Raw genomic sequence first — 19206 nt, 5'->3', positions numbered from 1 at the left:
AGCATTCAGAATTAATCAAAGTGTGACAACAAATATACATAGGTTAACTACAATACTGCCAACATTGAAGATGTAAATCAGAACCTGCCACAGCCACAGCTGCGCGATAATGATCCGCAGGGATAAACTCTTCCAAACTCCAGGCTTCAGATGTAAGTAACTTAGCCTGTTGTGTCGGTGTGAGAGAGATTTCGACTTGTTCTAACTGGGAAATTCCCTCACCTGTGGCTTTTAAATAAGCTTCCTTACAAGTCCAATAGCGGAAAAATACTTCTTGTTGTTGATGAGGAGGAAGCGATCGCACCAAATCATATTCTCGCGCTAAAAAGAACCTTTGAGCAAGAGCCGCCAAATCAGATACAGAGCGCACATACTCCAAGTCAATACCAATTTTGCGCCTGTAATTAACCGCAAACAAAGCTAAATCCTGAGAATGTGACAAGTTAAACAATAAACCACTGTCGGCTAAAGTATCTGCCAACAGCGGTTTACCACGAGGTTCATAATCAAATCGAACTTGTTGCGGTTCAATACCCAAGTAACGGCTCAATATACTTCTCAGGCTACCGCGACCTGCTATAAAACGTTGACGATGTTCCGAAAAATGGAATCTACTAGCACGAACTAGTTCATCACTAGATAAAGTTACGGCTAGATTTTCTAGCTGTGAGTCTGCTATATCCAGGTCAATTCGCCAGACATGAACGTCATTCGGTAATAAAGTTAAATCTTTTGGTGCAGGTAGCCATAAATGATTCAAACTAGTCATTTGAGCTATACCACCGACAAAGTTATGACTTGAATTGTTCATCTACCGGAATTTTATAACCATTAGCCAAGCGATTAGTCATATTTGCCGTACCAATAATTGCCATTACTTCCCCGAACATAGCATCATTCATCCCCTTTCCACGAGCAGCGGCGGTGTGGGAAGATATACAATAATCACAATTATTCGTCACGCTCACAGCAATATAAATCAACTCCCGTACCAGCGGATCAAGTTCACCAGGACTAGTCATCACTTCCTTGATTGTTTGCCAAGTGCGTTGCAGAGTAGGCGGATGATTAGCTAAAGCTTTCCAAAAGTTATTGATGTAGTCTGTTTGGCGCGTTGCACGAATATCATCATAGACTGCTCGGACTTCAGCGCTTGCTTCTGCGTATTCAATTAGCTTGGTCATAATAATTTGACTATTTTTAGTTCTTGCCTTGTGCTAATTTGGCATTTTGGCACACTTATATTAAAACGATTATGTATCCTATGGAAGTGGGATATTTTTAGGTGAAAAGTACTAATTAAATCATCCCTCGGCACGCTACCGAGGGATTTTTGTGAAAAAGGCAGCGATTTTATCAAAGGCTCTACAAACAACTATGTAACTGCTGACCTAAACTAAGCGCTTTTTATAACTGAGTATGTACAGTAAAGGTGTCAGTAATAATATGGCAGTAAGAGTAGATGGTTCATCCACTCTCACTGGAGGTGTGGTTGGGGTTATGGTTGGGGTTGGAGTTGGAGTAACTGTAACTGGTGGAGCAGTAACAGGAATTGCCACTGTGGAAGAGGAACTACCATCATCTCCACCTATAAGAAATAGCAAGAAAAGCAAGGGAGTTAGATATAAAGGGTTAAAAGCACTTCCCGCTACGGTACCAACATCTAAAGCAATGTCAGTAGCTGGGTCTAGGAGGAATGACTCTCCATCTATTAAAGCGACATCTGGACTCAGTTGTTCGCCTGCTATTGGTATACCTTCAAGATTATCTAACTCTTTTGGTGTACCAAGGGGTACGCGTCCATAGTCACCATTTGTTGTAGATGCCGCTGAGTAAGGAAAGGAAACTATTCTTAAAATACTCTCTTGTAGTTCCTGATCATTTCCCTCCTTCAACGCATTTAACCCACGCGAGAGGTTATTTAAATAAAACTGCGTCATGTCAGGCGGCAGATCTAAACCACGGATTTGCTGTTCTACATTCGGGATTTTAGATACCTCAACTAAGAGTTCGCGTCCGAAAGAATATTTAAAATCCAATAATCCTTGTCGAGGACTGAGAGAGTTATCGCCTCTGGATATTGGCGACCAAGCAAAGTTTTTAGTTACTGCTCCCAAACCAGCCACCGGGCGGCTACCTACAGACTGACCCAAAACATATTGATAACCATCCACAATTGATGGAGATTGCTTTTTCCAAAATGAGGCAAAAGGAATTTCTGGCAATCTGTCATTGCTGCCGTAAAAAGCAGCGAAATTCTGGTAGTTTTGCTGTCCCCCTGCGGCTCGAATTACTAAATCGTAGTAGCTGGGGCCGCCATTCACTGCTAATAATTGTTGGAGGACTGTTCCAGTTTTATTACAGCCAGTACCACTACCCACGATACATCCGGGAATAACGAGCGCATCACTCAGATTGCGCTGTTCTAGCTGATACTGGAGATACTCTCGCTCCAGCCCTCGTTGTACTTTGCGCTGTCCGACGTTTAACTGTGCGTTAGCAGAATGGCAAACAGATACTACGACTGCCAAAGACGTTAACGAAATTCCTATGCTTTTGACAGTTAATTTCAACAAGATACATCTCCTGGTCAATAAACGAAACACCACTCACACGTAATTCATCATCAACATCATTTGTGGTTAGGTTTGACATTTTCTCCTAAAGAAGTTGGCATCACATTCTTAGTGGTGTCGGAATTGACTTTATCAGGTATTTGAATATTGAGGGTAATTGCAGTGCCTTTGAGATCTCCTGTACTGAGGGTATGGTATAAAACTAAAGCACGGTTGGGTTGGTCAAAGAGAAAACCACGACGAGTAGCTTTGATTTTTCCTTCTTTGACTAGAGATATAAAGGATTCTAAATATCTACGTATACTTTGGCGATTTTCTTGATCGCCGTCTAGATGATGCTCTATAAGCTTCATGAAAAAGTCTAGAGTGCGGTTGTCTTGACCTTCAATCAAGGTACCACCGTCTAAAAAAGAACTACCAATTAGCTTGCCATTTTGCGCTTGAACTTTAAACAAGGTGTAGTAACGTCCTTCTTTTTTTGGGTCGTTGACATAACACACCCAGGAACCATCTTTGCTCTGGGTAAACCCTTCTTGGGCAAGGTATGAAAATAGGGAGTTACTCGTTTTGGCTTGTGGTGGTGGTAATAAATCTTCAACAGGATCTAATGAGCAAATCCGCTGTGTTGGAGGTTCGGCAGCAGTAGGAGTCTCTTGTGCATAGGCGGGTAGCAAATTATGTTTATAAGTTGTCGCACCAGATATGGCAGCAAATGCTAATAATTGCAGCGCAAATGACCTAGATAAACTTGGAATTATCTTCATCTTTTTACCTTTTATCTTTGCTTGGGGTGTAAATAATAGGGATTTTTAATAGATAGAGGTTGAGATCTTAAATCATAGAGCGAAAGTCAGTTTTCTTTATTTGAAGTTTTTTCGGTTTTTACGGGGTTTGCTTGTAGCAATTGATAAGATTTCATGAAGCTGTATCAGGGTAACAGTTTTTCTCCGCTCTGTATTTGCAGAACTTAACTAATAATTAAAAAATGTATACATTATACCTACTGGCAACTTACTTTCAATATTCTCTGCTTGATAGCAAATATTAAAACCTAGGACTTACATAAAAAAGAAGTTGGTATCTGCGGAATCGCCTTTGAGGTTTTATTTTCTTTGGCTGTTTGTAATTGGGGAAAGAGCTATTGATATTACTGATCTATGTGATTTTAGTCAACAAAAAGTTTTAATAGTTACAACTTACTTTTTGTATTACTAAGCTGTTGTTATAAAAGTAACAAGCTTACAAGTGTGTAACATCAAGCTAATATGCCAGTTTTCTCCATTCAACCTGAATTTTCGCTGTTTGAGAGATTTTACTATGAAGTAATTTTTTAGTCATATTTTCATTTAAGTAGTCAAAATTGATGCCCTCTTATTTTGATCAAAAATTCTACCATTGGGTAGAGGGCATTTATGCCTAATTGTAGATAACTTTCAAAAATTGAACACTGTAACTTAAAGTTTAGAGACTTGTTGCTGCCAATTGTTAAGTAAGTTTTAAGAAAAATAAGTATATACTTATCCAAGTATAAAGAATAGCTTACAGTAGAATAGGCTTGCTACCTCGTTTTGAGGCTGAAATGGGGTGGAGTACGGAAAATTCTTTGAAGTAAAGCTTGCTAGAAGCGCAAGGCTAGATAGGGAGTAAGGTACTTAATCCTATCTAGCCTTGCTGATGACCTAATTTTTAACTCTAGATTGAGTAGTATACCGGAAAAGACTTTGCATCTTTGGGTTTGACGTAAACCCGTTGTTGTGGTTCTAACTCTAACTCATTGAAGCGATCGCGGGTGAGATGGGCTGTCACCACTTGTCCATCATCTAAAGTTAATTCTACCTGGATTTCCCAACCTAGATGGATCAAGCGGCTGACTTTTGCAGATGCACTTGCACCGTTGGCTTGTTTTTCAATAATCACATCTTGGGGACGTAAAAATACTTCGGGGTGTGGTGCTTCAAATCCAGCGCTTTGGAAAATTCTCGAAGAGCTAGGCAAAACATTCACCGGGCCGATAAAACTCATGACAAATGCTGAGGCGGGATTGTCGTAAATATCTGCGGGTGTGCCTACTTGTTCAACTCGTCCTTTGTTCATCACTACGACTTCATCCGAAACTTCCATTGCTTCTTCTTGGTCGTGGGTGACAAAAACAGTGGTAACATGAACTTCATCATGGAGGCGGCGTAACCATGCCCGCAAATCTTTACGGACTTTAGCATCTAATGCGCCAAAAGGTTCATCTAATAATAATACTTCTGGTTCTACTGCCAAAGCTCTAGCTAATGCTACCCGTTGCCGTTGACCACCTGACAATTGTGAAGGATAGCGATCGCCTAATCCCGTTAATTGGACTAACTCTAGTAACTGTTCTACCCGGCCTTTAACTTTCTTATCTGGTGCTTTGCGAATTTCTAACCCAAAAGCAATGTTCTGCCGCACAGTCATGTGCTTAAACAAAGCATAGTGTTGAAATACAAACCCAATATTTCGCTCTTGCACACTTTGATAAGTAGAATCTTTTCCTGTGAGGAAGATTCGTCCACTATCTGGCATTTCTAACCCAGCAATTAGCCTGAGTAAAGTAGATTTACCAGATCCTGATGGCCCTAGTAACGCTACTAGTGAACCACTCTTAACTGTTAAATCAACCTGATCAACTGCTTTGAAACTTCCGAAGTTTTTAGATACACTCTCAACTACTATACCCACCGCCGCTATACCTCTGCTATGAAAACTACGGCATATTGCTAGGTTTACCGTGTTATATTTATAGCATATTCAAATTTTTTACTCAAATACTTTTGAGCTAAATTTCTACCTCAATGATGGAATTTAATCAATGTTTTAGATAAATACTTTGAGTTTGATTGAAAGCCAAAATATTTGAATTATTAGCTACCACAACTACCGCAATCAAGAAAGCTACAATCAGCACCACTACAATCTAAAACACTGCAATCTATGGCGTGACAATGGGAGAAATCACAATCCGGTAAGATATTGGCAATATCGGCACAATCACAACTTAAATCTGCACAATCTACACAATAAGTTCCATCACCGCTGCGACAACTTTTATTGGCAAATTGCCAATTCTTGCTGTTATTTTCTTGTTTTTGTGGCTGTATATTTGCTTCATCTTCTGATTCTATGGGTTCAGAATTATCGGATTGCGAGCGCAAAATTAAGTTAGCTTGTTTGCAAGCTTGAAATCTGGCGCGTGACTTGACTAACGCTATCCTTAAACCTTCTTGAGCAACCACACGCTTAATGTATTGGGAACAGGATTCGCCTCTATATAAAATTCTATGGGCGCAAGCAAAGCCTTTATGGGGGGAAATATGCTTTTGATAGCCGGTAATGGCGGTAACGCTAAATTGTCTGGTGAGAGAGTCTAGTAAAGAAATCTGCATGATTTAGGGACTTGAGGCTAGGAATAAGATAGGTAGTTGCACAAAATTAAATTCATTCGTGTGGGTATAGAAAAGGGAACAGGGAACAGCAAGAGAATGTGTGTAATTAATTCTGTGTAAGTACTTATTGAAGTGAGTATTCCCAATTTCATACTTCACACTTCCTTTTGTATCGGAATATTAAGGAATATTGCATTTCTGTCAAAACCAGGAGGGGGAGCGCGAAATCACCCAAAAGACCGTGGTACGATGCTTTCGGTAAATGTCAAGATTGGGAGTAGACCTTTGACACTACGGGTTGCTGTTGTGGGGTCAGGCCCCGCTGGTTCATCTGCCGCCGAAACACTGGCTGCATCTGGGATTGAAACCTACTTGTTTGAGCGGAAGCTAGACAATGCCAAGCCCTGTGGGGGAGCTATCCCCTTATGTATGGTGGGTGAATTTGACCTACCACCAGAGATTATTGATCGCCGGGTGCGGAAGATGAAAATGATTTCGCCTTCCAATCGTGAGGTGGATATTAATCTGGTAAATCAAGAAGAATATATAGGAATGTGCCGCCGCGAAGTTTTAGATGGCTTTTTGCGGAATCGGGCGGCAAAGTTAGGTGCAAATTTAATTAACGCAACCGTTCATAAAGTCGATATACCCACAAACAATACCGACCCTTATACCATCCATTACGTTGACCATTCCGATGGTAGCGTTCAAGGAATTGGTAAAACATTGAAAGTAGATTTAATTATTGGGGCGGATGGGGCAAATTCCCGCATTGCCAAAGAAATGGATGCTGGGGATTATAATTATGCGATCGCTTTCCAAGAGCGTATTCGCTTACCCGAAGACAAAATGGTGTACTACAACGACCTAGCCGAAATGTATGTCGGCGATGACGTTTCCACCGACTTCTATGCTTGGGTATTCCCTAAATATGACCACGTAGCCGTTGGTACTGGCACAATGCACGTTAATAAAGCCAGTATCAAACAGTTGCAAGCTGGGATTCGCGCCCGTGCTGCCAAGAAACTCGCAGGCGGTAAAATTATCAAAGTCGAAGCCCACCCAATTCCTGAACATCCCCGTCCCCGTCGCGTCGTTGGTCGCATCGCCCTAGTCGGAGATGCTGCTGGCTACGTTACCAAATCTTCTGGTGAAGGCATATACTTTGCAGCCAAATCTGGGCGGATGTGTGCGGAAGCGATTGTGGAAACCTCCAACGGCGGTAGCCGCATTCCCACAGAAGACGACCTCAAAGTATACATCAAGCGTTGGGATAAGAAATACGGACTCACCTACAAAGTATTAGACATTTTACAAAGTGTGTTCTATCGTTCCGATGCTACCCGTGAAGCATTTGTGGAAATGTGTGGTGACATGGATGTACAAAAGCTAACATTCGATAGCTATCTGTACAAAACTGTTGTCCCCGCTAACCCCATTACCCAACTGAAAATTACTGCCAAAACCATTGGTAGTCTAATTCGCGGTAACGCCCTCGCTCCTTAAAAGCAGCAATCATTCATCAATACAGCAGAGGAGATGGGACGCGAACATTTTATCATTGATTTGCTCCCCGTCTCCTCTGTTAATTTTGTTCACTCTTTTGGTTTATTCTTGGATGTGTGAGAGCCAAAACTATAGACCATTGCTATTTTTACGAGATCGAAATAAGCAGAATGATTATCTTTGTTGACAATTGCTAAAGATATCGAGCCTGCAACTAAGATGACCAAAATTGGTGAGAGTGTTTCTCCTGTGATGCCGTTGTTGTTATCTGACATAATATGTATGACCTCCGGTAAAGTGAAGCCTTTGGCTTATTTCTCAGCCAAAGGCAATATGTAAAACAGCACCGTAAATTGAAATTAACGCCAGGACTCGAAAATCATAGCGATCGCAAATAAACAGAACAATGAGGCTGCAACCCGTGCAAACCAGACCCAAACATCCACAGATAGCAGGCTTTGCGCCAGAGAAAATGCCCCAAAAATGTGAAATATCACAAAAGCGATCGCAAAACCAACCAAAGTCCACCCAAAAAACTTCAATCCTCTGGCGGTCAACATTAAAAGGGGATTTTGATTGTCTTCGTGATGAGTTTTCATAGTTTCCTTCCTGTCTTCAGATGGGAGTTGAACAAGAGACCTTTCATCCTGTTTGTGATTGCTCATAGAATTTCCTCCTCAATAGAAAAACCTAAGCAAAAAGCCGGACACGTAATTTTGGTTACGTCGCCCGGCTTGTAAACTTCTCATTTATCAAAAGCCAAAGTCTCAAATGATTGATATTGAGTTTTTCTGATTACCTCACCAAGCTGCCAGTCTTCTTGAACTTGTCATAGCTATGGTAATGGAGTTGATTATTTGCGGTTGTGAGACTGCCTACAAGCTATCCAGGTTTCAAGAATGTGTTCGTGTAATTTTTGGATTTCTTGTAGTTCTTGTTGACTCAACTTGTGTTGATGGCTAATATGACCACTTAGTTCCACAATCGCTTCGTATTTCCCTTTTCTGCTGGAGATAACTAACTGGCCGTGTTGAGTTGCCGACAAAGTTTCAATCAAGAGAATAGCCATATGAGAAAATACGAGTGGTAACTCAACTGCATATAACTGTTTGGGTCTGGCTAAAATTTCTGGACTGCCTCTTTCCTGCGGTTTCAATATTGGTAAGGTTTCTGGGGATTGTTCTCCTACTTTCAAGATAGTTTTAATGGAGTTAGAGCCTCTAATAAAGTCTGGCATTCCTGAGAAGCTGGTCATTTTAGTTGCCCCCCTGATATTAGCTGTGGAGTCGAGACTTATCTGTATATCTCACATATACCTCTCTGTGTATAAGATAACCACATCTCAATTAAAAAAGCAAGCGCTTCAAAGGAATATTTCTTTAAAAAATGTCTGGTTATGTGAATTTAATATATATTTTTACTTACAAATATCTCACATAGATATAGAAAGCTATACTAAAAGTAGGTTTTTATACAAAAAATCTTGAGAAAAAGTAGCCTATATTTTATTCTAAAAAATAAAAATATAGTCTACACTCAAAGAAACTGAAATAGCATCGTTACCAACTAGTAATACAATTGTCTGGTTACAGAATTTCTGTAATGACAGATTCTTTTTTAGACTTGACAGTTGTGCTATAAGAAAATATTCTCACATACTGATAAGTCAAATATATTGTGTGGAGCTTAGATGAGATGAACAGCACAGCAGATATGCCTCTGCTTCCCGATGATTTCATTACAGGAGTTGCAAATAAACATAATGTAACGAAAACTGAGCTAGAGGCATTACTATTAGCATTAAAAGATTGTTCCGGTGCAGAAATTGCCGAAAAACTTGCTATTTCTCAACCAGCGGTGAGAAAGAGATTAGGAGAAAGTTACCGCAAATTAGGTATAGAAGGTAGCGGGAATAAAAAAATTTATAACTTGAAGCAGAAATTATTTGCTCAGTACCAAGGGATTCAGGAAAACTTGACTTCGCCAAAAGAAGACTGGGGTGAAGCAGTTGATGTAGATGGTTTTCGAGGTCGAGGCCAAGACATTCAAGATTTAGAGGAATGGATAGTTGGGAATGAAAATGAGTCCTTGCGTTGTCGGTTAGTCGCAGTTTTGGGTATGGGTGGAATTGGTAAAACTGTAATCGCCGCCAAAGTTGCCAAAGAAATCCAGTCACAGTTTGATTATCTAATTTGGCGATCGCTCCGCAACGCACCACCACTAGCAGAAATTCTCAACCAACTTTTGCGCTTTTTACCGAATGACGCTGAAGATTATTTAACAGTTAGTGAAAATAACAAAATACTTTTACTGATTGATATTTTACGCAAACATAGATGCTTAATCATTCTAGATAATATCGAGTCAGTGCTACGCAGTGGTGAAGGTAAAACTCAAGAATGGGCTGGCGAATATGAACCAGGTTATGAAAACTATGGCTACTTTTTTAAAAAAGTGGCAGAAGCATCTCATGATAGTTGTTTATTAATCACGAGTCGAGAAAAACCCAAAGAAGTAGCTGCGCTAGAGGGTAAAAATCTGCCAGTGAAAGTTTTACAATTATCTAGTCTACATTTAGATGAAGCTAGGGAAATTCTTTTGGATAAAGGATGTAAATGTACTGATGAACAGTTAGAAGAACTGCTCAAGAGATATTCTGGTAATCCGTTAGCTTTAAAAATAGTCGGAACGACAGTTTATGACTTATTTAGCAATAACATTACAGAATTTTTAAGGGAAATTCAGGAAGAAAATGCTGTTTACGGTGATATTCGGTCACTTCTAGATACACAATTTAATCGCTTATCAGACCTAGAAAAACAAGTGATGTATCGGCTGGCGATTCATCGGGAATATATTTCTCTGGCACAACTAAAAAATGATTTAAGAACTACAGAAGTAGAGTCAAAAATTCTGGAAGTTATCGAGTCATTGTTAAGGCGATCGCTCATTGAAAAAGAAGCAAATACCAGCAGATTTCGGCAGCAATCTGTAGTCATGGAATATGTGACGGAAATTTACCTCGAAAAGGTAACTCATGAATTTAGCGAAAAAAAAAACCGGAGTTTATTCATGCCCATCCTTTATTACAAGGGCGATCGCTTGATCATATCCGGCAAACACAAGAACGATTGATTCTAGAACCAGTTAAGCAAAAGCTCATCAAAGCTTTTGGTACAAAAACAGAACTAGAAGCTTATTTACGACGAATGCTGATGACTTTACAGCAGGAGTCGCCCGTAACTCCAGGTTATGCAGCTGGTAATATCATCAATCTACTGCGACAACTCCAGATAGATAAATCCCAGCCAGATTCACATATTGATTTGGGTGGGCGTGATTTTTCTGGCTTGAGTATCTGGCAAGCTTATCTCAAAGATGCTCACTTACAAGACACCAGCTTTGCTAATGCTGATTTAAAAGGTTCTGTATTCACAGAAACGATGTCTAGTATTGTTTCTGTGAGATTTAGTCCTGATGGCAAATTTTTTGCCACAGGTTTAATCAATGGAGAAATTAGATTATGGCGGACTGCTGACACTAAACAAATTCGCATTTACAAAGGTCATACGGCTTGGGTTTGGGCTTTTGCCTTTAGCCCAGACAGTAAAATCCTAGCCAGTGGGAGTGCTGACTACACAGTTAAACTCTGGGATGTGAACACAGGTGAATGTCTGCAAACATTCAAAGAACATACCAATAAAGTTTATTCCGTAGGTTTTAGTCCAGATGGTTCTTTATTAGCCAGTGCTGGCGAAGACCAAACTATTAAAATTTGGCATATTCCTACAGGGATTTGTCAGCACACACTTTTTGGTCATGATGATTGGGTGTGGTCTGTCACCTTCCAACCATCTCCCAGCAATAACAATACCTGTTTACTTGCCAGTGCTAGTGCCGACAGCAAAATTAAGCTGTGGAATATCAACACAGGTAGATGCTTGAAAACCTTAAGTGGTCATAGCCATGAGGTTCACTCAGTCGCATTTAGTCCTGATGGGCGCACCCTCGCCAGTGGTAGTGCAGACCGCACCCTAAAACTGTGGGATGTGAATACAGGTAAATGTCGGCAAACCTGGGAGGGACATAGTAAAACGCTTTATTCTGTGCGTTTTAGTCCCGATGGGCAAACCCTCGCCAGTGGTAGTGAAGATAGAACAATTAAACTCTGGGATATCGAGCAGGGTGAGTGTTTAAAAACACTACAGGGTCATTATAGTCAGGTGTGGGCGATCGCTTTTAGTCCTGATGGTCGCACCCTAATCAGTTGTAGTGACGACCAAACAGCCAGACTGTGGGATGTAAATACAGGTAATTGCCTGAATACATTGCAAGGCTATACTCGTGATGTCTATTCCGTAGCCTTTAGTCCCAATAGTCAAATTCTGGCGAGTGGAAGGGATGACCACAATATTAGCCTGTGGAACTTACAAACATCAGAATGTCACATTCTCCGAGAACATCAAGGGCGGATTCGTTCTGTCGCCTTTCATCCTCATCAACCAATACTTGCCAGTGGTAGTGCTGATAATACGATTAAAATCTGGGATATCACAGACATTCGCCATAGCAAGTGTATTCAAACTCTAACTGGACACGGTAACTGGGTATGGACAGTAGCTTTTAGTCCAGATGGGCAAACCCTAGTCAGTAGTAGTGAAGACTGTAGCATTCGCATCTGGGACATCTCTAGCGGTGAATGTGTGAGAAAAATCAAAGAACATAGTCATTGGGTATGGACAGTAGCCTTTCATCCTGATGGCGATATTCTGGCAAGTGGTAGTGCTGATAGCCAAATTAAACTATGGGATGTGGCTACAGGAGAATGTCTCCAAACATTTACAGACCATCAAGACATGATTTGGTCAGTCGCCTTCAGTCCAGATGGAAAACTTTTAGCTAGTGGTAGCGAAGACCAAACCGTGAAACTATGGAATCTTCGCACAGGCGAATGTATGCAAACCTTAACAGGGCATAAGCAACAAGTCTACTCAGTGGCATTTAGTCCCAATGGGCAGATTGTAGCTAGTGCTGGTGCTGATATGAATGTCATGCTATGGCAAGTTAGTACAGGTGAGTTTCTCGAAACCCTGAAATTAGGACATACAGCAGCAATTCGTTCTTTAGCTTTTACTCCCGATGGTAAATTATTGGCGAGTGGCGGCGAAGACGAAAAGATTCAACTATGGAATGTGCAGACTTGTAGTAGAGTGCGATCGCTCAAACCCGATCGCCTTTATGAACGTATGGATATTAGCAACACCACAGGCTTAACAGATGCGGAAAGAGCCTCTTTAAAAATGTTGGGTGCTGTTGATTAAAGTTCTCAGCTTTCCAGCAGTAAGCTGCTCAAAAATTAATACATTAATGATGAAAATTTGCATCTTAAATCATTCTGAAGAGATATGAATGCAAGTACATCATTCTGTTTTCCTGTTCATTTATTGAGATGATTGGTGTTTTTGATATGTTTTCCCAAGAATACCAATCAACTACCAGGGCATCACACCATCAAAAAATATTAATCTTAGGTGTGTAATCGTTGTGTTATTATCTCAAACTCAAAGTACACAAATATCCACTCAAATTAATTCAATCAAAATTGTATTAATTGGAGAGTTTCTCAAACATAGAAGCTTTAATGGCGCAAACAAAGCTTTGCCAGTTTTAGCTTCTAGTTTAGTTAATGCCGGATTTAGTCAAGTTGTACAACTAGATTTAGAACGTCTGGATTTGACTATTCATGATGTTTTAAATGAAATTATCAATGCTGATTTAATTATCTTTGCTGGTTGTCTCACAACTCAATGGACAGAAATTGACGATCATAGTAGCAAAATTTTTGCCGAACTTCAGAAATATGGTAGAGAAAATGTCCCAATTTTAGTTGGTGGTTATGCAACTAAAAGCGTTGTAGATATTGCCAAAATTACACCTTGGATTACAGCCTTTTGTGATGGGGATGGTGAAGAATCAATTATAGAAATTGCTCATGCAGTTGCTAGAGGAACTTTCTATGAGGAAATGCAACATTTACCGGGGTTATGTTTCACAACTCATGATGGTAAATTTCATCGTGTTACTAACCATGATAGTAAAAATACTACTTTTCATCGTTCTATTGCCCCAAGAGTTAATAACTTTGATGATATTGATCAAAACTTTGGCTTAATTCATGTACCGCAAGTACATGATATGGATATTTTTAAATCTTCAGATGGAAGACAATTAAAAACAGCCCAAATATTTACTCAACGAGGCTGTCCTTGGGGATGTGGTTTCTGTAATAAAAGTAGTGAAAGTAATAGTGTTATTAGGTTAAGTGAAACATCTTTGCGTAGACAATTACAGCAATTAAAGCAGCGTGGTTATGAAGCAGTTTATTTAGATGTTGATACGTTTACAGTTCATGAGCAAGCTGCTAAACGAGAAGCTGAAATTCTCACAGAAGAAGGATTTGTTTGGGGTTCCAATACCCGCATCGATAAAATTAATTATGAACAGATGCAGTATTTAGTAAAGCATAACTGTGTATATATGTTTTTTGGAGTGGAGCATACTTTACCAGAGGTGTCATTAGCTAACCATAAATTTAACGGCTCTGTTGCCAGTCAAATTAAACAAGCATTTGATTATCCAGCTAAAATTGCCAGAGTTTTTCAAGATATGAATCAAGCTGGATTACCTAGTAGTTACTTTTTGATTTTAGGGTTATCAAAAGCTAAACTCAATGCTGAAAAAACAGAAATTATCGGTTATGAACCAACAACTTTTGTTGATGATATCCAAGCAATTCGCTTTGGAATTGAAAAGTGCAACCCAGATTTTTTAAATTTCAATATTCTGCGATTTATGCCTGGGAGTATGGCAGCTGATACAGTTGGTGATTGCAGCTATACCTGTGTGCGTCCATCAGGAAAACAGCCAATTACTGCTGGGTATTTCTTACCACGAGCCGTCAATTATTATGGCTATCCCCAATTTCAAGAAAATGGTGTTTACCGACTGTGTGAATCGGTGAGTAGATATCAACCAATTACAACGGCGGTGAATCCTCAAAGGGTTTACGATACCATCTCCTACGCTATGCAGTTAATTAATGCCAAGATTGATGCTGGTGGTAAAGCGACAAAATTATTTATTGATCGAGATTTAATCGCATTAGGTTTAGTCACTCAAGATGCACAAGGAAAATATGCGATCGCACCTCTAGAAGACTTTGCCAATATTTAATTTTTGAGCATTTCGACTTCTCCCCAAGGGAGACGCTACGCGAACGCTCAATGCTCAATAGATACGTAGGGTGTGTTACGGCTATACAAGGATTTAAGAACTTAAGAAAGTGAATTAATTAGCCGTAACGCACCATATTTCTCAGTGCGTTACGGCTTACGCTTAACACACGCTAAGAATTTATTTCTAACTAGTACAGATTGGCGTAAATAAACATCACTATTCCTTCTTTTTACTTTTTACTTTTTACTTTTGCCTTGTTATACTAGCCTCTTATTTCTTCCCAAATAAACTATCTAAAAAGGAGATATTGACAGCTAAATTAATTAAACCTTTCCCACTCCTTCTATCGACGATTTCCGCATTATTTAAAGCCACAATATAAGGCTCACCGTCAATAGAGGCAATAATCGGGCCACCAGATGAGCCGCCCGCCGTATCGCAATCATGCAATAAGATATTTGACTGCTCATCAACAATGCTGCAACCAGCTTGGAAACCCGCCGTCCATCCCTGTCCTGCTGTTAAACCCCAAAACTTTTCTGTTTCTGTTTGGGGATAATCACCAGAATACCCAACAAAAAAGAATCTTTTCTCATTACGAATTAAAGTAGTAGAAGGCAGAGACTTCCAACCTAGATAACCATATTTTCGCCCCAGTGGTCGATCAATTTTTACAACAGCCCAATCATTAGCGTTAGAATTTTTATCTTGAAAGTGAGTACCTGCTAGATACTGCACAGCGTAAGCTCTATCTTTATATTGACCATCCACGACATTTGGGAGAAATGCAATTCGGCTGGCAACCTGACCAGTTTTTGGGTCAACTACACAGTGAGCATTAGTTAAAACAATATCCTCATCAATCAAAGTCCCTGTACAAGTGTAAGTTTGCGCGTTTGATTCGCCAACAATGCGACCAACAGTAGACCAAGGATAATTATTACTTAACATGGGTAGGCGATCGTCACGACCTATGGTTCCCCTTGTTCCTTTCTTAATAGGTTTATTTGATTCCTCAAGTTTTTCTGGCTTGAATGGTTTGCCGCTATTCTGTAATTCTAATTGACCCGCTTTCTTCAAAGTTGGGGCTGCTGTTGTTTCCGGTTGTTTTTGCACCTGTGCTTCTACAGAAACCCAAACACCCAAAGTCATCACACTAATAACACTAGAAATAAAGAAAATAGATTTGTTATTCATGACATCAAACTCCTTTATTTATGAACACTAATACCATTTCTCAATGAGAATCTGATTAAATTCACAACTTGCACCCAGCCCCGACGAGTGGAATTTGCGGCTATATAAACGAAGTCCGCACTTCGACCCTTCGACAAGTTCAGTGACCACCTACGCGGACTACCCTGGGGGAAAGCTCCGCAAACGATGAGAGGCGGGTTTGAATATCCCTCCCATCGACCCTACGGTGTACACACAAATAAATGAAATGTTCGTTGAGTGCATCTGTCTCGCCTCGGAATGAATTCCGAGTCTCATAGCGCAAGTCATCTAAAGATGACTCAACGAGAAATATATTCCAGTCCACAAAGGGTGGACTTTGGCTATGAGCCTGGAACTTTAGTTCTAGGCGGGATGTGGTTGAACACGAAAATTTTTGACTTGTGTGTATACGGTAGCCCATCGGCCTTCTGCCTCCTGCCTTTCCACTCCTGCCTCCTTCAACCCTCCTCATCGCCACTCACCCTGAACTGTAAAAGCTCCCCAATAGTACGGATAACGCCAATCGGGATTTTGCAACATAGCTATTTGCGCCGCACGTAAAGCGGCATTCGGTGACTTTTTCCCTTGCAACATTTGTTGATAAAACTCCTTCATTAGCTCTGGTGTCGCCTCATCACTGACTTGCCACAACGACAAGGCTACACTGGCGGAACCTGCATACATTAAACCCCTTGTCAACCCTACCAACCCTTCACCTTGGACATCTTTACCCAGTCCAGTTTCACAGGCACTTAATACCACCAATTGAGCAGGTAAATTCAGGTTAAAAATATCACTCAGGCGCAAATAACCAGGAATAGATTGACCTTGCTTGTTAACTAAAGACAGCACAATTCCTGATAACTCTGGATTGGTGGGGTCAGCAAAGCCATGAGTGGCAAAATGAACGTAGCGATATTGTGCCAGTTGTTTATTCGTTACCCAGTCGTAGTTAGCATCAAAATTAAAAGCAGACAAGCGGCTTGCAGGTGGTACTAGCGGCAAAATTTCCTCAGCTTCTTTCTGCGTACCAGGAAGCGCATCCCACTCGCTGCGGTTGAGACTTCGTGCTGCTCGTTTTAAGGCAGACTGTTCTAATTGACCGCGTATGTCTGTGTCTGGTACAATTCCTTCTGGTTTGCCTGTCACCCTTGTATCATTGGGTTTGAAGACGGGGTTAGCCAGAATAGCGAGGGTTTTGGGTGTGGGTTGGCGTTGACGCAGTTTTTGTCTATGGGTAGCAATAGCCGTCATCGAGGGCAAATTGACAATTTCATGTTTGAGGATGAGGGGTTGGTAATCTTTTTGAATTTTCAACTCAACTGAGGAAGCAATCATTGTACCTAACCCCCTAGCCCCCTTCCCTCGTAGGGAAGGGGGAATTGTTAAAGCCTCTCTCCTTGCAGGGGAGAGGTTTGGAGAGGGGTTTTTTTGATTCCGTGAAAAGTTAGAGTTTTCTTTCTGCTTGGCAGATATTGATGTGGGTTCCACTAACGCGGCGAAGGGAATATCTTGTAATGCGCCATCGGCAACAATAACTAAGCGTTTATCAGCTAATTTATCAGCCACAGGTGTGAGGATAATTTGACTGAGTTGGGTTGCTGCTTGGAAGAATTTAGCTTCTTGCTTAGAAGAGAGGCTTTGACAGTCGCGGTTTTGACAAAATAATAGGGGTTCTTTATAGTTCTTGACGGCTTGGGCAATTTTGTCGCGCCCTGGTAGTTCGTAGCTGTTGAGAGAATTGGGTGTGACAGCCCACAGATAACTGCGTTCTTCACCGATGGAGTATTGCAATAAGAGTGTGTCTTTGTCGAGTTGTTGCTGAATTTGTGGCAAGGTGAGGGGTTGGGGATATATCAAGTCGGCATATTCTGGGTTAGTCGCCCGAATTTTGTTTATGAGTTCTTGCTGTTGTTTGAGGATGTCTTCGATTTCTTTTTTAGTGGCGGCAATGAGTTCTGCTGCTGGTTGGGGTTGACTGGCAAATTGTGATAGTTGTTTTTCTTTGGCTTCTCGTAGCAGTTGTAGACGTTTTTCCTCGGCTGCTAATTCCGGGGTAATATTTTTGCGGATATCAATATTGGCTTCGGTTAGCAGTTCAACTAAACCTCTAGCGCGGGAACGTTCGCTGATGTGCAGTGCTTGGACGGCGTAACCTTTGCTTGGTTCTTTTTTGTGCAACTGCATTAGTAGGTCGGTGTAAAACTGGTAATAGCCTTGTACTGTGGCGAAATAAGAAGTACGCAATTCTTTGCTGTCTATTTTGGTGCGTAGTTCTTCAACAATTTTGACTGCTGCTGCAATTTGGGTAAGCGCAGTTTGCAAATTGCCTTTGCCTCGTTCTATGTAAGCAATGTTATTGAGAGTAGTGGCTTCCCCCGCGCGATCGCCCACTGCACGTATTAGGGGCAGAGCTTGGTTATAAAATGACAGTGCTTGCTGCTTTTCTCCTAAATCTGAGTAGACTCGACCAATTCCCACTAGAGTTACAGCTTCATAAGATTTATCCCCTAATTTCTGCCAAAGGGGTAAGGCAATTTGAAATTTTTCAAGTGCTTGTTGTAGGCTTTTGGCTGTGCCTTGCTGGTATAACTCTAATCCTTCATTAAATGCTTGTTTTGCTGCGGTGCGGGTTGCGTCTGGTTGGGTTGGTTGTTGTGCTATCTGCAACGTTTGAGTTTTTGATGTGGCGCTGACTGTATCTGACAACAGCAGCGAACTCAGCAATAAAGGTAAAAAAAGATAGTGGGGAAAAGGATTTTTCATAGTTTTTTGTATATTGGATGTAGGTTTGCTTGAAGAACAAAACCCGACATCTTTGAGACTATGGTGTACATACAAATCTAGGTTGAGTGCATCTATCCCGCCTCGGAATCAATTCCGAGTCTCATAGCGCAAGTCCTCTGAAGAGGACTCAACCAGATGTTAATTTCAGTCCACTTGAGTGGACTTTGGCTATTAGCCTGGAACTTTAGTTCAAGGCGGGATAGGGTTTCATACGAGGACTTACGCATCAAAATTTTTTCGTCTCACTGCGTAAGTTCCTATTGCAATGCTTTAGCTTGACCATATCAGTACTAGCTAACAGCCATGACATCTGCTAATGACAATTTGTGATTTGTCATCAGCAATATTGCGGAAAATCTTTTGTTATCTTACTCATTTGCTGAGTTATTGCTGTAGCTGTTACATTTTTTGTAACGCTTGTTTTTGTATAAGTAGGTTACAGGTGAGAGGTGACAGGTTATAGGGTGTAG

Annotated in this window: 16 protein-coding genes; 4 read left to right on the top strand and 12 right to left on the bottom strand. The window is 40.8% G+C overall.

The window, feature by feature from the left end; translation table 11 throughout:
* Positions 1–43: 43 nt before the first annotated feature.
* From hetI to yidD, 6 genes are all read right to left on the bottom strand, one after another.
* Positions 44–769, bottom strand: a complete 726-nt coding sequence (hetI, locus tag IQ244_RS10985) for a 4'-phosphopantetheinyl transferase HetI (protein WP_193893643.1) — start codon at positions 767–769, stop codon at positions 44–46.
* A gap of 22 nt (positions 770–791) precedes the next feature.
* Entirely contained in the window at positions 792–1184 is a 393-nt protein-coding gene (locus IQ244_RS10980; RefSeq protein ID WP_193893494.1) for a carboxymuconolactone decarboxylase family protein, read from the bottom strand.
* A 207-nt stretch (positions 1185–1391) separates the two neighbouring features.
* A complete protein-coding gene (locus IQ244_RS10975; protein WP_193893493.1) occupies positions 1392–2576 on the bottom strand; it encodes a hypothetical protein in 1185 nt (394 codons plus the stop codon).
* A 56-nt stretch (positions 2577–2632) separates the two neighbouring features.
* Positions 2633–3340: a hypothetical protein gene (locus IQ244_RS10970; RefSeq protein WP_193893492.1), complete on the bottom strand. Its 708-nt coding sequence runs from the start codon at positions 3338–3340 to the stop codon at positions 2633–2635.
* Positions 3341–4268: 928 nt separating this feature from the next.
* On the bottom strand, positions 4269–5285 hold the full coding sequence (locus IQ244_RS10965) for a sulfate/molybdate ABC transporter ATP-binding protein (protein ID WP_193893491.1): 1017 nt from the start codon (positions 5283–5285) through the stop codon (positions 4269–4271).
* 182 nt (positions 5286–5467) lie between these two features.
* Positions 5468–5989, bottom strand: coding sequence for a membrane protein insertion efficiency factor YidD (yidD, locus tag IQ244_RS10960; RefSeq protein ID WP_193893489.1), 522 nt, complete (start codon positions 5987–5989; stop codon positions 5468–5470).
* A 285-nt stretch (positions 5990–6274) separates the two neighbouring features.
* On the opposite strand from yidD, the gene chlP reads away from it, so the two are divergent.
* The gene (gene chlP / locus IQ244_RS10955; RefSeq protein WP_322746050.1) at positions 6275–7495 is read left to right on the top strand and encodes a geranylgeranyl reductase; all 1221 of its coding nucleotides are present in this window, start codon (positions 6275–6277) and stop codon (positions 7493–7495) included.
* Positions 7496–7584: 89 nt separating this feature from the next.
* Here chlP and IQ244_RS10950 read toward each other — a convergent pair whose 3' ends face one another.
* From IQ244_RS10950 to IQ244_RS10940, 3 genes are all read right to left on the bottom strand, one after another.
* Positions 7585–7770 carry a hypothetical protein gene (locus IQ244_RS10950; protein WP_193893485.1) on the bottom strand — a complete coding sequence of 62 codons (186 nt, stop codon included), beginning with the start codon at positions 7768–7770 and terminating at the stop codon, positions 7585–7587.
* Between the two features lie 84 nt (positions 7771–7854).
* Entirely contained in the window at positions 7855–8160 is a 306-nt protein-coding gene (locus IQ244_RS10945; RefSeq protein WP_193893483.1) for a hypothetical protein, read from the bottom strand.
* A 188-nt stretch (positions 8161–8348) separates the two neighbouring features.
* Positions 8349–8750, bottom strand: a complete 402-nt coding sequence (locus IQ244_RS10940; protein WP_193893481.1) for a hypothetical protein — start codon at positions 8748–8750, stop codon at positions 8349–8351.
* Positions 8751–9190: 440 nt separating this feature from the next.
* Here IQ244_RS10940 and IQ244_RS32435 point away from each other — a divergent pair, with 440 nt between their 5' ends.
* The 3 genes from IQ244_RS32435 to IQ244_RS33215 all read left to right on the top strand — a co-directional run bounded on the left by IQ244_RS32435 (position 9191) and on the right by IQ244_RS33215 (position 14728).
* Positions 9191–10630: an NB-ARC domain-containing protein gene (locus tag IQ244_RS32435; RefSeq protein ID WP_228058854.1), complete on the top strand. Its 1440-nt coding sequence runs from the start codon at positions 9191–9193 to the stop codon at positions 10628–10630.
* A complete protein-coding gene (locus tag IQ244_RS32430) occupies positions 10627–12816 on the top strand; it encodes a WD40 repeat domain-containing protein (protein ID WP_228058853.1) in 2190 nt (729 codons plus the stop codon). The genes IQ244_RS32435 and IQ244_RS32430 overlap by 4 nt, the downstream gene beginning before the upstream one ends.
* A gap of 223 nt (positions 12817–13039) precedes the next feature.
* A complete protein-coding gene (locus IQ244_RS33215; protein ID WP_193893480.1) occupies positions 13040–14728 on the top strand; it encodes a B12-binding domain-containing radical SAM protein in 1689 nt (562 codons plus the stop codon).
* Positions 14729–15001: 273 nt separating this feature from the next.
* Here IQ244_RS33215 and IQ244_RS10925 read toward each other — a convergent pair whose 3' ends face one another.
* The 3 genes from IQ244_RS10925 to IQ244_RS10915 all read right to left on the bottom strand — a co-directional run bounded on the left by IQ244_RS10925 (position 15002) and on the right by IQ244_RS10915 (position 18715).
* On the bottom strand, positions 15002–15928 hold the full coding sequence (locus IQ244_RS10925; protein ID WP_193893478.1) for a trypsin-like serine peptidase: 927 nt from the start codon (positions 15926–15928) through the stop codon (positions 15002–15004).
* Positions 15929–16067: 139 nt separating this feature from the next.
* Positions 16068–16370 carry a hypothetical protein gene (locus tag IQ244_RS10920; RefSeq protein ID WP_193893476.1) on the bottom strand — a complete coding sequence of 101 codons (303 nt, stop codon included), beginning with the start codon at positions 16368–16370 and terminating at the stop codon, positions 16068–16070.
* Between the two features lie 47 nt (positions 16371–16417).
* Entirely contained in the window at positions 16418–18715 is a 2298-nt protein-coding gene (locus IQ244_RS10915; RefSeq protein ID WP_193893474.1) for a CHAT domain-containing protein, read from the bottom strand.
* Positions 18716–19206 lie beyond the last annotated feature (491 nt).

This window comes from Nostoc sp. LEGE 06077 (assembly GCF_015207705.1).
GTDB lineage: Bacteria > Cyanobacteriota > Cyanobacteriia > Cyanobacteriales > Nostocaceae > Nostoc_B.
This window is presented reverse-complemented; position numbering and strand designations above follow the sequence as displayed.

What these genes read in the sequence shown, in the direction of transcription:
- hetI (WP_193893643.1), bottom strand. Translation starts at nt 769, where the DNA reads ATGACTAGTTTGAATCATTTATGGCTACCTGCACCAAAAGATTTAACT.
- IQ244_RS10980 (WP_193893494.1), bottom strand. Translation starts at nt 1,184, where the DNA reads ATGACCAAGCTAATTGAATACGCAGAAGCAAGCGCTGAAGTCCGAGCA.
- IQ244_RS10970 (WP_193893492.1), bottom strand. Translation starts at nt 3,340, where the DNA reads ATGAAGATAATTCCAAGTTTATCTAGGTCATTTGCGCTGCAATTATTA.
- yidD (WP_193893489.1), bottom strand. Translation starts at nt 5,989, where the DNA reads ATGCAGATTTCTTTACTAGACTCTCTCACCAGACAATTTAGCGTTACC.
- IQ244_RS10950 (WP_193893485.1), bottom strand. Translation starts at nt 7,770, where the DNA reads ATGTCAGATAACAACAACGGCATCACAGGAGAAACACTCTCACCAATT.
- IQ244_RS10945 (WP_193893483.1), bottom strand. Translation starts at nt 8,160, where the DNA reads ATGAGCAATCACAAACAGGATGAAAGGTCTCTTGTTCAACTCCCATCT.
- IQ244_RS10940 (WP_193893481.1), bottom strand. Translation starts at nt 8,750, where the DNA reads ATGACCAGCTTCTCAGGAATGCCAGACTTTATTAGAGGCTCTAACTCC.
- IQ244_RS32435 (WP_228058854.1), top strand. Translation starts at nt 9,191, where the DNA reads ATGAACAGCACAGCAGATATGCCTCTGCTTCCCGATGATTTCATTACA.
- IQ244_RS10925 (WP_193893478.1), bottom strand. Translation starts at nt 15,928, where the DNA reads ATGAATAACAAATCTATTTTCTTTATTTCTAGTGTTATTAGTGTGATG.
- IQ244_RS10920 (WP_193893476.1), bottom strand. Translation starts at nt 16,370, where the DNA reads ATGGGCTACCGTATACACACAAGTCAAAAATTTTCGTGTTCAACCACA.
- IQ244_RS10915 (WP_193893474.1), bottom strand. Translation starts at nt 18,715, where the DNA reads ATGAAAAATCCTTTTCCCCACTATCTTTTTTTACCTTTATTGCTGAGT.